Source organism: Kitasatospora sp. NPDC030952, from assembly GCF_055571335.1.
In genome coordinates, this window is the sequence record NZ_JBVIFM010000025.1 from 56,868 (window position 1) to 71,905 (window position 15,038).

8 protein-coding genes and 1 pseudogene are annotated in these 15,038 nt (G+C 72.4%); 3 read left to right on the forward strand and 6 right to left on the reverse strand.

The features are described from left to right. The first annotated feature begins 101 nt into the window (after positions 1-101). A complete protein-coding gene (locus tag ACZ47G_RS32585; protein WP_465748920.1) occupies positions 102-1,325 on the forward strand; it encodes a cytochrome P450 family protein in 1,224 nt (407 codons plus the stop codon). A gap of 130 nt (positions 1,326-1,455) precedes the next feature. Here the strand turns inward: ACZ47G_RS32585 and ACZ47G_RS32590 are convergent. Both ACZ47G_RS32590 and zapE read right to left on the reverse strand, forming a co-directional pair. After that, positions 1,456-7,035: pseudogene (locus ACZ47G_RS32590) on the reverse strand (type I polyketide synthase); the annotation flags it as partial. Between the two features lie 66 nt (positions 7,036-7,101). Then, the gene (gene zapE / locus ACZ47G_RS32595; RefSeq protein WP_465748922.1) at positions 7,102-8,166 is read right to left on the reverse strand and encodes a cell division protein ZapE; all 1,065 of its coding nucleotides are present in this window, start codon (positions 8,164-8,166) and stop codon (positions 7,102-7,104) included. A gap of 167 nt (positions 8,167-8,333) precedes the next feature. Here zapE and ACZ47G_RS32600 point away from each other — a divergent pair, with 167 nt between their 5' ends. Beyond that, the gene (locus ACZ47G_RS32600) at positions 8,334-9,122 is read left to right on the forward strand and encodes an aminotransferase class IV (RefSeq protein ID WP_465748924.1); all 789 of its coding nucleotides are present in this window, start codon (positions 8,334-8,336) and stop codon (positions 9,120-9,122) included. A gap of 74 nt (positions 9,123-9,196) precedes the next feature. Further along, on the forward strand, positions 9,197-9,952 hold the full coding sequence (locus ACZ47G_RS32605; protein WP_465748926.1) for a thioesterase II family protein: 756 nt from the start codon (positions 9,197-9,199) through the stop codon (positions 9,950-9,952). A 51-nt stretch (positions 9,953-10,003) separates the two neighbouring features. Here ACZ47G_RS32605 and ACZ47G_RS32610 read toward each other — a convergent pair whose 3' ends face one another. The 4 genes from ACZ47G_RS32610 to ACZ47G_RS32625 form a co-directional block, all read right to left on the reverse strand. After that, a complete protein-coding gene (locus tag ACZ47G_RS32610; protein WP_465748928.1) occupies positions 10,004-11,635 on the reverse strand; it encodes an AMP-binding protein in 1,632 nt (543 codons plus the stop codon). Positions 11,636-11,774: 139 nt separating this feature from the next. Further along, positions 11,775-12,011, reverse strand: a complete 237-nt coding sequence (locus ACZ47G_RS32615; RefSeq protein WP_380462829.1) for a chaplin — start codon at positions 12,009-12,011, stop codon at positions 11,775-11,777. A gap of 92 nt (positions 12,012-12,103) precedes the next feature. After that, positions 12,104-12,457, reverse strand: a complete 354-nt coding sequence (locus tag ACZ47G_RS32620; protein WP_465748930.1) for a hypothetical protein — start codon at positions 12,455-12,457, stop codon at positions 12,104-12,106. Beyond that, complete coding sequence (locus ACZ47G_RS32625; protein WP_465748932.1) at positions 12,454-15,030, reverse strand: Hsp70 family protein; 2,577 nt, start codon at positions 15,028-15,030, stop codon at positions 12,454-12,456. The genes ACZ47G_RS32620 and ACZ47G_RS32625 overlap by 4 nt, the downstream gene beginning before the upstream one ends. Between the last annotated feature and the right edge of the window lie 8 nt (positions 15,031-15,038).

Here is a 15,038-nt window from a genome sequence, read left to right on the forward strand (position 1 = left end):
CAGATCCGCCGTCCGGCCTGTACGCTCGCCAATCGATCCCGGTGACGCATCGCGCACCGGACATTTGCGAAATCCACAACTTCTCTGATTTAGGAGTTTCCGTGTCCCTGCCGATCATGGATGAGGAGTTCCTGAGCAACCCCTATCCGGCCTACGACGCCCTGCAGAGCAAGGGGTCGGTGCACCGGATGCTGCTGCCGAGCGGCCTCAAGGTCTGGGCCGTCGTCAACTACGAGGAGGCCCGCGTCGCGCTCTCGCACCCGGCGCTGTCCAAGGACATCGACACCTCGGTCCAACTCGGCTACTTCGACCGGGAGATGTCCGAGGGCGGTACTCCGCGGCTGGAGCACAGCTCGGTGGGCCGGCACATGCTCAACATGGACCCGCCGGACCACACCCGGCTGCGCAAGCTCGTAAACAAGGCCCTGACGGCCCGCAACGTGCGGAAGCTGGAGCCGACCATCGAGGCGATCAGCACCGAACTCCTGGACGCCGCCGAGCAGAAGGCCGCCGCCGAGGGCGGCGTCGTCGACCTGGTCGAGGAGTACACGGCGCAGTTCCCCGTCCGGGTGCTCGGGCACCTGCTCGGCATCAGCGAGGAGCACTTCCCGGTCCTGACCGGGCTGACCGGCGCGATCATGTCCAACGACAACGAGAACGCGGGCCCGAACATGGCCCGGTTCGGCCAGCACATCGGGGAGATGATCCAGCTCAAGCGCGCCCAGCCGGCCGACGACCTGGTCAGCGCGCTGATCCACGCCAGGGACGAGGAGGACAAGCTCTCCGACATCGAGCTGGTCTCCACCGTGTTCCTGCTGGTGGTGGCGGGTTACGAGACCACGGTCAACATGATCGGCCACGGCCTGCGGGCCCTGCTCAACCACCCGGAGCAGCTCGCCGCGCTGCGCCGGGACCCGAGCGGGATCCCGGCCGCCAACGAGGAGTTCCTCCGCTACGAGGGCCCCGGCAACCGTGCGACGCTGCGCTTCGCCACCGAGCCCTTCGAGCTCGGCGGCGTGACGATCGGCACCGGCGAGTACGTCTCCGTCCTGCTGGGCGCGGCGAACCGGGACGGCGCCCAGTTCGGCTGCCCCCACCAGCTCGACGTCACCCGCTCCACCGCCGGACACCTGGGCTTCGGGCACGGCATCCACTACTGCGTCGGCGCCCCGCTGGCCCGCCTGGAGATGGAGATCGCCCTGCGTCACCTGCTGGGCCGCTTCCCCGACCTGGAGCTGGCCGTGCCGGACTCCGAATTGAAGTGGCGGAAGAGCTTCATGATGCAGGGTCTGGAAACCCTCCCGGTACGCCTGCACAAGAACTGACCAGGCGTCGGACAAGGCCGTTGGTCTCCGAATTCGGAGACCAACGGCCTTTCGCATTTCCGCCGCTTTTTTCGGGCGGCTTTCAGGGCGCCGGTCAGGACATCGGTCAGGACTTCGGTCAGGACATCGGTCAGGCCTTGCCGAACTCCTGCTGGATGAACGCGAAGATGTCGTCCGCCGAGGCCGACTCCAGGCCCGCGTCGGAACCCGCGCCGGAACCCGGGTCCGCACCGGCGGAGGCTCCGGCGGAGGCTCCGGCGGCGGCCGGAGCCGCACAGATCCGGGCGAGTTCCTGGAGCCGCTCGTACAGCTTCCCGCGCACCTCCTCGTCGCCGTCCGCGACCACGGCCCGCAGCGCCGTCTCGATTCCGTCCAGCTCACCGACGAGCGGCAGCGGCGCCTCCTCGATCGCCAACTCCCCGAGCAGGTACTCGCTCAGCGCCGTCGGCGTCGGGTAGTCGAAGACCAGCGTGGTGGGCAGGGTCACCCCGACCGCGGCGCCCAGCCGGTTGCGCAGTTGGACCGCGGTCAGCGAGTCCAGTCCCAGGTCGAAGAACCCGCGGCTGTCGTCGACCAGTTGACCGTCGGCCAGACCGAGCACGGCGGCCGCGTTGGTGCGGACCAGATCGGCCAGGATCCGCCCGCGCTCGGCCGCCGGCACCGCGGCGAGCTGCCGCGGCAGCGAGGCCTCGGCCGCCGCGACCGGAGCGTCCCGGCGCACCGGCGCCGGCAGCAGGCCCCGGAACAGGTGCGGGACGACACCGCCCGGCGCCTGCGCGCGCAGCTCCCGCAGGTCCACCCGGAACGGTACGAGTACCGCCTCCTCGTGACCGAGCGCGGCCGCGAACAGCTCCAGGCCCTCCGCGGTCGACAGCGCCCGCAGCCCGTCCCGTTCGATCCGGGCGATGCCCGCGCCGTCCAGGTGGCCGGTCATCCCGCTCGCCTCGGCCCACAGGCCCCAGGCGAGGGACACCGCCGGCCGGCCCTCGGCCCGGCGGCGCTGCGCCAGGGCGTCCAGGACGGCGTTGGCGGCGGAGTAGTTGCCCTGGCCGGGGGCGCCGAACAGGGCGGCGGCCGAGGAGTAGAGCACGAAGGCCGACAGGTCCAGGTCCCTGGTCAGTTCGTCCAGGTACAACGCCGCGTCCACCTTGGGACGCAGCACCGTGTCGAACTGCTCCGCGGTGAGCGACTGCACGATCCCGTCGTCCAGGACGGCCGCCGTGTGCACCACCCCGGTGAGCGGGTGCTCCTCGGGGACGGAGTCCAGCAGCGCGGCCAGGGCCGCACGGTCCGCGACGTCGCAGGCCGCGACGGTCACCGAGGCGCCCAGGGCGGCGAGTTCCTCCGGGAGCTCGCCGGCCGCTCCGCTCCTGCTGACCAGCAGCAGGTGCCGCACGCCGTGCTCGGCGACCAGGCTGCGGGCGACGGCGCGACCCAGCGCGCCGGTGCCGCCGGTCACCAGCACCGTGCCGTCCGGGCCGAAGGCCGGCCCGTCCAGGTCGGCACGGGGCGCGCGGGCCAGCCGGGGGGCGTGCAGCTCGCCCTTGCGGAGCGCGAGTTGGGGCTCGTCGGTGGCCAGGGCCGCGGCCAGCGCCCGGCGCGAGGCCTGGTCGCCGTCCGTGTCGACCAGCGAGAAGCGGCCCGGGTTCTCCGACTGGGCGGAACGGACCAGACCCAGTACGGCGGCCTGGGCGAGGTCGGGTGCCGGGTCACCGGGGAGCGCGACGGCACCCCGGGTGAGCAGCACCAGCCGCGAGCCCGCCAGCCGCGGCTCGGCGAGCCAGGCCTGGAGGAGTTCCAGCGCGGCGGTCGCCGCGGCGCGCACCGCGGTCGCCTCAACCGAGGCCAGGACGACGGCGGGGACGTCGCTTCCCGCATCGAGCGCCGCGCGCAACCGCGCGATGCCGTCCAGCCGTTCGGCGCCCTCCGGACCGGGGGTGCCGGCACCGAGCACGGTCCACGCCTGCGCTGCCGCGGCTCTGGGGGCTGCCGTCCGCTCCCAGCTCAGCCGGAAGAGCGAGTCGGCCCGTCGGGCCGCCGCCGCGAGCTGTTCCGTCTTCACCGGGCGCAGCGCCAGGGACTTCACGGTCGCGACCGGAAGCCCCGACTGGTCGGCGACCCGGATCGTGACGGCCTCCTCGCCGACCGGGGCGAGACGGACTCGCAGCGCGGTCGCGCCGGCGGCGTGCAGCGCGACGCCGTGCCAGGCGAACGGCATCCGGCCGTGCTCGATCCCGCCGTCCGGGCCGGCCAGCGCGCCCAGCGGAATGGTCTGCAGCACCGCGTCGAGCAGCGCCGGGTGAATGCCGAACCCCGTGGCGTCCGCCCGGAGTTGCTCGGGCAGCGCGACCTCCGCGAAGACCTCGTCGCCCCGGCGCCAGGCGGCCCGGATCCCCCGGAAGGCGGGACCGTACTCGAAACCGGCCGCCGCGAAGCGCTCGTAGACGTCGCCGACCTCGACTTCGGTCGCCTCCTCGGGCGGCCAACTGCCCAGCGGCACCGGGATCCCGGCCGCTGCGGGGGCGAGGACGCCGATGGCGTGCCGGGTCCACGGCTCGCCGACCGCGAAGGCCTCCGGCGCGTCCGGGCGGGCGTACACCTGCACCGTACGGCGGCCCGAGGCGTCGGGCGCCGCGACCGTCAACTGCACCTGGACGCCGCCCTGTTCGGGCAGCAGCAGCGGGTTCTCCAGCAGCAGCTCGTCGACCTGTCCGCAGTCGAGCAGCCGGCCGGCGTGCAGGGCGAGTTCGAGGAAGGCCGTGCCCGGCAGCAGCACGGTGCCGGCCAGCGCGTGGTCGGCGAGCCAGGCGTGGCTGCCACGGGACAGGCGCCCGGTGAAGAGGAAGCCGTCCGTCTCCGGCAGCGGCACGCCGGCGCCCAGCAGCGGGTTGTCGGCGTTGCGCAGGCCGAGCGAGTCGGCGTCCGTCCGGCCCTGCCGGGCCTGCGGCCACAGCCGCGCCCGCTGGAACGGGTAGGTGGGCAGCTGAACCGGCTGCGGCCGGCGGTCGCCGAGCGCGACGCTCCAGTCCGGCGCGAGGCCGTGGATCCAGGCCTGGGCGAGCGAGTTGAGCAGCCGCTGCGGGCCACCGTCCGTGCGCCGCAGGGTCTCCCCCAGGAAGGCCTGGCTGCCGGCCGCCTCGCAGGTCTCCCTGATCCCGACGTGCAGGACGGGGTGCGGGCTGATCTCCAGGAAGTGCGCGTACCCGTCGGCGACGAGCGCCCGGGTCGCCGGCTCCAGCAGGACGGTCTGGCGCATGTTGCGGTACCAGTACCCGGCGTCGAGCTCCTCGGTGCCGAGCGGGCCACCGGTGACGGTGGAGTAGAACGGGACGTCCGAGGCGCTCGGCGCGGTCTCGGCGAGGGCGGCCAGCATGCGCTCGCGGACCTCGTCGATGCGGGCCGAGTGCCCGGGCGTGTCCACTCCCGGGATGCGCCGGACCCACGTCCCGTGGGCCTCCAGCGCGAGCCGGAACTCCTCCAGCGCTCCGCTGTCGCCGGAGACCACCACCGAGTGCGGCCCGTTGACGGCGGCGACGGAGAGCTGCTCGTCCCAGGGCCGCAGCCGCTCCTCGACCGCCCGGGCCGAGAGCGCCACGGACAGCATGCCGCTGGTGCCGGACAGTTCGAGCAGGGCCTGGCTGCGCAGGGCCACGATCCGGGCCGCGTCGGGCAGCGAGAGCGCCCCGGCCACCACCGCCGCGGCGACCTCGCCCTGGCTGTGGCCGACGACCGCGGCGGGCTCGACCCCGCAGGCCCGCCACACCTCGGCCAGACCCAGCATCACGGCGAACAGCGCGGGCTGGAGCACGTCCACCCGGTCCAGCGAGGGCGTGCCCTCGGCTCCGCGCAGCACCCCGGTCGGCGACCAGTCGAGGTACGGGGCGAACGCCCGCTCGCACTCCGCGATGCGGGCGGCGAAGACCGGTGAGGAGTCGAGGAGTTCGAGCGCCATGCCGGTCCACTGCGAGCCCTGGCCGGGGAAGACGAACACCGGCCGGGCACCGGCCGGGGCGATCCCCCGCGGTACGGTCGGCGCGCCCTCGGCGAGGGCGGTCAGTTCCCGCAGCAGGGACTGCCGGTCCCGGCCGAGGACGACCGCCCGGTGCTCGAAGGAGGAGCGGTGGCGCAGCAGCGCGGCCGCGATGTCCGCCGGGTCGGCGGACGGCTGCGCCTCGATGCTCTCCCGCAGCCGCTCGGCCTGCGCCCGGAGGGCGTCCGCCGACCTGCCGGACAGCAGCAGCGGGACCACCGGCGGCGCCTCGGCGAGGGCGGCGGCCGTGGCCCGCGGCGCCTCCTCGGGCGCGGACGCCGGCTCCGCCTCGACGGCCGCCGGTTCCTGTTCGAGGATGGCGTGGGCATTGGTGCCGCTGATCCCGAAGGAGGACACGGCGGCGCGCCGGGGCCGCCCGGTCTCCGGCCAGGGCCTGGCCTCGGTGAGCAGCCGGACGGCACCGGAGGACCAGTCGACGTGCCCGGTCGGCTCGGCGCAGTGCAGGGACTTCGGCAGGACGCCGTGCCGCATCGCCATGACCATCTTGATGACGCCGCCGACGCCCGCGGCGGCCTGGCTGTGGCCGATGTTCGACTTCAGCGAACCGAGCCACAGGTGCTGGTCCGAGGCGCGCTCCTGCCCGTAGGTGGCGAGGAGGGACTGGGCCTCGATGGGGTCTCCGAGGGAGGTGCCCGTGCCGTGCGCCTCGACGGCGTCGATCTCGTCGGACCGCAGTCGCGCGTTCTCCAGCGCCTGGCGGATCACCCGCTGCTGGGAGGGGCCGTTGGGCGCCGTGAGACCGTTGCTCGCGCCGTCCTGGTTCACCGCCGACCCCCGGACCACCGCGAGGACGGGATGGCCGTTGCGCCGGGCGTCGGAGAGCCGCTCCAGCAGCAGCATGCCGACGCCCTCGCCCCAGCCCGTACCGTCGGCCGCGGCCGCGAAGGCCTTGCAGCGTCCGTCGGGTGCGAGTGAGCGCTGCCGGCTGAACTCGATGAACGACGCGGGCGTCGACATCACCGTGGCCCCACCGGCCAGGGCCAGGGTGCACTCGCCCCGCCGCAGCGCCTGCGCCGCGAGGTGCAGGGTGACGAGGGAGGAGGAGCAGGCGGTGTCGACGGTCAGCGCCGGACCCTCGAAGCCGAAGGTGTACGCGATGCGCCCGGAGGCGATGCTGCCGGCGCTGCCGTTGATGACGTAGCCGGCGAGCTCGTCCTGGCCTTCGAGCAGGCCCTCGTAGTCGTGGTACATCACGGCGGCGAAGACCCCGGTGCGGCTGCCGCGCAGCGTCGCCGCGTCGATGCCGGCGCGCTCCACGGCCTCCCACGCGGTCTCCAGCAGGAGCCGCTGCTGCGGGTCCATCGCGAGGGCCTCGCGCCGGTTGATCCCGAAGAACTCGGCGTCGAACTCGGTCACACCCCGCAGGAATCCGCCTTCCCGCGTGTAGGTGTGTCCGGCCCGCTCGGGGTCCGGGTCGTAGATGCCCTCGGTGTCCCAGCCTCGGTCGCGCGGGAAGGGCGAGATCGCGTCGGTGCCGTCGGCGACCAGTCGCCACAGGTCCTCCGGCGAACCGACCCCGCCCGGGTACCGGCAGCTCATCCCGACGATCGCGATGGGCTCGTGGGCGGAGTCCTCCGCCTCCTGGAGCTGCTGTCGGACGTTGCGAAGCTCGGCGGTCGCCCGCTTCAGATAGTCGCGCAGCTTCTCTTCAGCCGCCATGGTCTTGCTCCTTCTACGGAATCGCCACAGCCGGACGGCGGCCTCGGACCGCCGTCCGGACCTCGTTCACGCCTGTCTGGTCGCCTGCGTCGCTTCCGGCGTGGCGGAGCCCGGAAGGAGCATGAGGCGACTGGCGGTCCGGTTGATGTCGATGGGCAGGGCGGCGCCCCGCAGGCAGTCGGCCAGGGGGCCGTCGGCGACGAGGTAGAACTTCGCGTCCCGGTCGCACAGGACGTCGACCAGGTTGGCGAAGCGCTGCGCCGAGTCCCTGCTGCCGGACGTCAGCTCCGGCAGCCCGGAGAGCACCCAGGTGCCGAACCGGTCGGCCAGGCCCAGGTAGTCGATGGTCGAGGTGCGTTCGTCGCACAGCTCGTGGAAGTCGAACCAGACGAGGTCGTCGCGCACGGCGCGGGCCACCAGGTCCCGGCCGCCGATGTCGATCCGCTGCCGCTCGCCGTCGGTCGGCGGTTCGAGTCCGGCCTCGCGCAGCTGCTGCTCGGTGCCGGGCCAGATGTAGGCCCCGCGCTGGAACTGCGAACGGGCCGCTCCGGCGGTGCTCTCCGCGCGGTAGTCCTGCGGGCCCGCGACCTCCAGGACGTCCAGGTTGTCTTCGAGAAGTTTGATGGTCGGCTCGAACATGTGGTGGTAGACCGGGTTCGGCAGCAGGCCGTCGGGCGGGTAGTTCGAGGTGGTCACCAGGGTGACCTTCTGGTCGAACAGCGAGGCCAGGACGCGGCCCATCATCATGGCGTCGCCCGGGTCGTGCACGTGGAACTCGTCGAAGAACAGCAGCCGGCAGTCGCTCAGCAGCTCGGCGACGGCCAGGTCGCACGCGTTCCGCTCCTTGCGGTGCCGGGCGTAGACGGCGTGGAACTCGCGGAAGAACTCGTGGAAGTGCACCCGGCGCTTGTTCCGCACCGGCAGCGCCTCGTAGAAGACTCCGGTCAGCCAGCTCTTGCCGCGCCCGACCGGCCCCCATACGTAGATGCCGCGCGGCTGCTTTCCGCCGAAGAAACGGCGGCGGCCGGACAACTCGGCGGCCAGTGCGGAAAGCCGCTCGGCCGCGGCGATCTGTGAGGCGTCGAGAACGAAACCAGCTTCCTCGGCTGCGCGCTCGAACTTCTCGATCAACTGACGGCCCCCCCGGTTCCAGTCTGAGATAACGCCGACACCGGTGACGGTTACTCATCGGCGAGCGGTCGTGATCCTGCCAGAGTTCACGGCCCGCGACAATGCCCTACCGGGGAGTGATGATCATCACTCACGTCGGAAACCTCGCAGGTGGGACACTGTGCGCCATGAAAGAGCTCGATGGGCGACAGGTGGGTGTCGACGAGATCACTTCGCTCGCACTGGTCGGTTACGGCCATTTCACGACCATGCGCGTCGAGGGCGGCGCAATACGCGGACTCGCCCTGCATTTCGCCCGACTGGCCCGGGACTGCCGGACCGTTTTCGGCACCGAACTGGACGTGGAACACGTTCGTCAAGAACTGCTCCACGCACTGGATCTGACGGGTGATGAGAACGACGTCGTCGCCCGGATCACCGTTTTCGATCCGGACCTGATTCTCACTCACCCGGCCGGTCCGACCTCCCCTCGGATCCTCGTCACCACCCGTCCCGCACCGGAACTTCCGCAGGGACCGCTGCGCGTCCGGCCCGTCAGGCACCTGCGCCAGGTGGCCGGGGTGAAGCACACCGGGCTCTTCGACAGCCTGCACCTGCGCCGCGCGGCCCAACTCGACGGCTTCGACGACGCGTTGTTCCACGGTGACGAGCTGGGGATCTCCGAGGGAGCCACCTGGAACGTGGGCTTCTTCGACGGCCGCCGGCTGGTCTGGCCGCGGGCGGAGCACCTGCCCGGCGTGACCGAGTCGCTGCTGACCGAGGCTCATGACAGCTTCGTGTCACGAACCGTGACGCTGGACGACCTTCCGTCCATGGAAGCGGCGTTCGCCACCAACGCCGCCGTCGGTGTCCGGCCGATCTCCGCCATCGGCGCCGTACCTTTTGCGACGGATCACCCCGTCCTGGCCGAACTCCGCCACCGCTACGCGGAGATCACGGCCGAGGACCCGCGCTGACGATCCCGGATCCGCGGATCCCCACCGAAGCACCCGCGCCGGCCAGGCGCACCACGGAAGGACAGCACCACCCCATGACGACCACCGTCGCCACCGACCAGCTCTGGATACGCCGCTACCACCAGGCCGATCCCGGCGCGCCGACCCTCGTCTGCCTCCCCCACGCGGGCGGCAGCGCCACCTTCTACTTCCCCATGTCCCGTGCGCTGGCCCCCCGTTGCGACGTGCTGGCGGTCCAGTACCCGGGTCGACAGGACCGCCGCTCGGAGCCGCTGGTCGAGTCGATCGACGAGCTCGCCGACCAGCTCCTGCCCGTGCTCCGGCGGAACACGGACGGGCCGGTGGCGTTCTTCGGCCACAGCATGGGCGCCAGCCTCGCCTTCGAACTGGCCCGCCGCTTCGAGGAGGCCGGCACGGTGCCGAGCGCGCTCTTCGTCTCGGCCCGGCCCGCGCCCTCCCGCCTCCGCGAGGGCGGCACCGTCCACCTCGGCGACGACGGCGAACTGATCGCGAAGCTCCGGGAACTCAGCGGCACCGACGAACAGGTGCTCGGCGACGAGGAGCTGCTGCGGATGGCGCTGCCCGCCATCCGGAACGACTACAAGGCGGCCGAGACCTACCGGTACCGGCCCGGCCCCGAGCTGAACTGCCCCGTGCACGTGCTCGCCGGCACCGAGGACCCGATGGTCACCGAGGACGAGGCGGCCGCCTGGGCCGACCACACCACCGGCGCCTTCTCCCTCGACATCTACCCCGGCGGCCACTTCTACCTGATCCACCACCAGGCCCCGATCCTCCGCGCCGTCTCCGAGCGCCTCACCGGCGCCTGAGCCCCGGCGAGGTGCGCCTCCTCCGACCCGCCCGCGGGTCGGAGGCCGCCGTCAGAGGCCGAGGATCCGGACCGCCATCTCGCGCATCTCGACCTTGCGGATCTTGCCGGTGACGGTCATCGGGAACTCCTCGACCACGTGCACGTAGCGCGGGACCTTGAAGTGGGCCAGCCGCCCGGCGCAGTAGGCGGCCACGGCCTCGGCGGTGAGCGGCTCGGCGCCCTCGCGCATCCGGATCCAGGCCATCAGCTCCTCGCCGTACTTGGCGTCCGGGACGCCGATCACCTGCACGTCGAGGACGTCCGGGTGGGTGTACAGGAACTCCTCGATCTCGCGCGGGTAGAGGTTCTCACCGCCGCGGATCACCATGTCCTTGATCCGACCGGTGATCGCGAGGTAGCCGTCCTCGTCCATCACGGCGAGGTCGCCGGTGTGCATCCAGCGGGCCGCGTCGACGGCCTCCGCGGTGCGCTCGGGCTCCTCCCAGTAGCCGAGCATCACGGAGTAGCCGCGGGTGCACAGCTCGCCGGGCTCGCCGCGCGGGACGGTACGGCCGGTGGCCGGGTCGACGACCTTGACCTCCAGGTGGGGGCCGACCCGGCCGACGGTGGCGACCCGGCGCTCCACCGGGTCGTCGGTGCGGGTCTGGGTGGAGACCGGCGAGGTCTCGGTCATGCCGTAGCAGATGGACACCTCGGCCATGCCCATCCGCTCGATGACCTCCTTCATCACCTCGGTCGGGCAGGGCGAGCCGGCCATGATGCCGGTGCGCAGGGCGGTGAGGTCGTAGCGGGCGAAGTCCGGGTCGGCGAGTTCGGCGATGAACATCGTCGGCACGCCGTACAGCGAGGTGCAGCGCTCGGCGGCGACGGCGGCCAGGGTGGCGCCGGGCTCGAAGGAGGGCGCCGGGATGACCATGCAGGCGCCGTGCGAGGTGGCCGCGAGGTTGCCCATGACCATGCCGAAGCAGTGGTAGAAGGGCACCGGGATGCAGATCCGGTCCTGCTCGGTGTAGTCCAGCAACTCGCCTACGAAGTAGCCGTTGTTGAGGATGTTGTGGTGCGAGAGGGTGGCGCCCTTGGGGAAGCCGGTGGTGCCCGAGGTGTACTGGATGTTGATCGGGTCGTCCGGGGCCAACTCGCCCTGGCGGGCGGCCAGCAGGGCGGGGTCGGCGGCCCGGCCGGCCGCCAGTGCGTCCTCCCAGGCGGGGCTGCCGAACAGCAGGACCCGCTCCAACTGCGGGCAGCGCGGCCGGACTTCACCGATCATCCCGGCGTAGTCGGAGGTCTTGAAGCGCTCGGCGGCGACCAGCAGCCGGATCCCGGCCTGGTTCAGCACGTACTCCAGCTCGTGCGCCCGGTAGGCCGGGTTGACGGTGACCAGGATGGCGCCGAGCTTGGCGGTGGCGTACTGGGTGAGTGTCCACTCGGCGCAGTTGGGGGCCCAGATGCCGACCCGGTCGCCCTTGGCGATCCCGAGCCCCAGCAGGCCGAGGGCCAGCGCGTCGACGTCGGCGGCGAGTCGGGCGTACGTCCAGCGGCGGGCGGTGGGGCGGTCGACCAGGGCGTCCCGGTCGGGGAAGGCGCGCACCGCGCGGTCCAGGTTCTCCCCGATGGTGTCGCCCAGCAGCGGGACGTCCGCGGTTCCGGAGGCGTAGCTGCGCTGGGCGGGCGGTGTCGGCACGGGCTGGCTCCTGGGTGCGGCGGTGCGGGACAGGGGTCCATGGTCGCGGCCCCGGGCCCGCGCCGCCACCCCCGAACGGGGGTACGGACACGGCGCCGGGGCCGCCCGTCGGGTTCGACGGACGGCCCCGGCGCGCGGGTCAGGCGTTGATGCAGGTGTTGCCGAAGGCCGGGTTCGCGATGCCGATCAGGTCGATCGAGTTCCCGCAGATGTTGATCGGGATGTGGATCGGGACCTGGATCACGTTGCCGGAGAGCACACCGGGCGAACCGATGGCGGCACCGTTGGCGGTCGCGTCGGCCGCGGCGGTACCTGCACCGGCGAGCACGGCCACCGCGGCGAGCGCGGTGGCGGCGAGGGTGGTGCGAATACGCATTGCGTCACTCCTTGAGAGGGAGGCGGAACTCCGTGTGACGATCACACTCGCACCGATGGAACGCGACGGCAGGCCGGGAGCGGCCGAATTGGTCATTCGGAGGGCGTGTCGCCCTCCCCCGCCCCGGGCGCCGTCCCGTGGCCGGCTCCGGCGGCCCCGGCCACGCTCAGTGATTCCAGCAGCTCCCGGGCCGGTTCCAGCCCCGGCTCGGCCGCCACCGCGCGGTGCAGCAGCCCCAGCGCGAGCGGCCCGTCCCCGGCCGCCAGGGCGTCCAGCGCCCGGTTGTAGTCGATCCGAGCGGCGTAACGCAGCCGGAACAGCACGCTGAGGTCCTCGCGGCAGGACGGGCAGCCCAGCGACTGCCGGTCCGCCGGCACCTTGCAGAGCGGGCACTGCACCTCGGGCAGGGCCCCGGGCAGGCTCCCGGGCAGGGTCTCGGTGGTCATCGCGGACCGGCCTCCTCCGGACGGACCGGGCCGAGCGACTCGGCGGCCGGCTCGCTGCCCAGCTCCCGCTGCGCCTGCGCGTACAGGGCCAGCAGGTTCGACATGTGGGTGTTGACCGCCTCCATGTTGGGCGCCTCCACCGCCTCGTCCAGCCCGCGCAGCTCCGCCATGATCCGCTGGGCCAGGGCCGGAGAGATCATGTTCTGGCTGACGTAGACGTTGCACATGGTGAGCATCCGGAAGGTGTGGCCGAGCGCGTCGCACAGCTCGTCCGCCTTCTGGGCCGCGCGCATCGCGCCCTCCCAGTCGGCCGCCTCCCGGCGCAGCCGCAGCTCGGCGGCCACCGAGCGCAGCCGGTCGAGGTCGCTCGGGTCCAGGTGCTTCTCGCAGTAGTGGATGAACAGGCTCAGGTACGCCTCCGAGCCGCGCACCCAGCGCTGGGCCTTGAGCTGGCGCTGCGCCTTCTCCAGCGCCTCGTCCACCGACTGGCCGCGGGTCTGGCCGGCCGCCAGGTCGTCCAGGGCGTCCATCAGCCGCTGGGCCTCGCGCATCTCGGCCTCGGTCAGCTCGCCGCCCCAGCGGTCGGTGAAGGACTCGATCTGCCGCTGCTGCTCCTCGACCTGCACCTTCAGCTCGGGGTCGAGGCTGACCCGCTCCAGCTTGACGGTCTTCTCGCCGCCGCCCTGGATCCGGACCGACAGCGTGATGGTGCGGTCCCGGTCCAGGCCGAAGGCGACCTCCACCCCGGTGCGGCCGCCGAGGCCCTCGGGCAGGCGCAGGGTGAGGTGGCCGATCAGCTCGTTCTGCTGGGCGATCTCGTGCTCGCCCTCGTAGACCGCGATCTCCAGCCGCTGGCGGCCGCTGCCGGAGACCACGAACTCCCGGCTGACCGGCGAACTGGTCGGGTAGCTGGTGTTCTTGGGGATGATGACGGCCAGCCGGCCGTCGTTGAGCTCGATCCCCAGGTTCTTCGGGGTGATGTCGAAGGGGTTGGTGACCTGCATCAACTCCCCACAGCCCGAGCAGACTTCACTGCCCGGCGGGTTGACCACCGAGCAGGAGCCGCAGCGCAGGCCGACGTCCTCGGCGGCGGTGGAGGCCACCCTGGTGTTGCCCGGGGCGGCCGAGTTGAGCGGCTCGCCGCACAGCTCGCAGGCGGTGACGCCGGGGGCGGCCGGGGTGCCGCACTGCGGGCAGTTGTCGCTGCGCAGCGCGGTGCTGGTCTGGGACTGCCGGGGGATGGTCGCCCCCGACCCTGCGGCGCCCGAACCGGCCATCGACTGACCGCACTTGGTGCACTCGGCGGCCGCGGCGTCCACCGGGACGTGGCAGGTCGGGCAGGACACCCGGTCGCCGCCGAGCAGGGAGGTCGCGCAGTTGGCGCAGTTGGAGGCCGAGAGGTCGCCGGGGGCCCGGCACTCGGGGCACTCCACCTCGCCGACCAGGGCGGACTGCACGGCCGCGCCGAGCGCCACGCACTGCATCGGGTTGACGCCGCGCTTGATCCGGCGGGTGCCGAACACCTCGCCGAGCCGCCGCTCCACCAGCGGGATCGCGGTCGAGCCGCCGACCAGCACCACCTCGTCGATGTCCCCGACGGTCAGGTTGGCCTGCATGATCGCCTTGTGGGTCAACTCGATGGTCCGCTCGATCTGGGCCTCGATCAGCTCCTCGAAGCGGGCCCGGTCGAACTCCGTCTCCAGCACCAGCTGTCCGGCACCCAGGCCGGGCAGGATGACCTCGGAGGCCCGCTGGTTGGAGAGCTCGATCTTGACCGTCTCGGCGGTGGAGGCGATCTTCGGACGGTCCCGCAGGTCCGGCTGGTAGTCGGAGCCGTACTCCTCGCGGATGTCCTCCAGGAGGGCGCTGGTGATCGCCCGGTCGAAGTCGTCGCCGCCGAGCAGGTTGTCGCCCTCGATACCGAGCACCGAGACCGAACCGGGCACCAGCAGCAGGATGGAGATGTCAAAGGTGCCGCCGCCGAGGTCGTACACCAGGACGGTGCGGCCCTCGTCGCCGGCGTCGGTGGTGAGCCCGTACGCCAGCGAGGCGGCGGTCGGCTCGTTGATGATCCGCAGCACGTGCAGGCCGGCCATCCGGCCCGCCTCCTGGGTGGCCGCGACCTGCCGCTCGCCGAAGTACGCGGGGACGGTGATGACGGCCCGGTGGAAGGGCTCGCCGATGCGCTGCTCGGCGTCCTCCTTGAGCCGGTGCAGGATGATCGCGGAGATCTCGATCGGGGTGTAGGAGCGACCGTTGAACCAGACGTTGACGTCACCGTCGGTGCCCGCGGTGACCTTGTAGTCGATGTCCTTGAGCGCCGCCTGCACCTGCGGGTCCTTGAACTTGCGGCCCATGAAGCGCTTGACCGAGCGGATCACGTTGGCGCCGTCGATGGCGATCCGGCTGCGCGCGGTGGAGCCGACCAGCAGCTCGCCCTTGCGGCCGCTGCCGACCACGGAGGGTGTGGCCTCCTGGTTCTGCCGGTTGAAGATGATCTCCGGCGCGCCCCGGCGCAGGTGGGCCACCACGGAGTTGGTGGTGCCCAGGTCGATGCCGAGTGTGCGGTACATGTCGTTCC

Excerpts from the sequence above, each read along its gene's own strand:
- ACZ47G_RS32600 (WP_465748924.1), top strand. The coding sequence starts at position 8,334 with ATGAAAGAGCTCGATGGGCGACAGGTGGGTGTCGACGAGATCACTTCG.
- ACZ47G_RS32605 (WP_465748926.1), top strand. The coding sequence starts at position 9,197 with ATGACGACCACCGTCGCCACCGACCAGCTCTGGATACGCCGCTACCAC.
- ACZ47G_RS32615 (WP_380462829.1), bottom strand. The coding sequence starts at position 12,011 with ATGCGTATTCGCACCACCCTCGCCGCCACCGCGCTCGCCGCGGTGGCC.
- ACZ47G_RS32620 (WP_465748930.1), bottom strand. The coding sequence starts at position 12,457 with ATGACCACCGAGACCCTGCCCGGGAGCCTGCCCGGGGCCCTGCCCGAG.
- ACZ47G_RS32625 (WP_465748932.1), bottom strand. The coding sequence starts at position 15,030 with ATGTACCGCACACTCGGCATCGACCTGGGCACCACCAACTCCGTGGTG.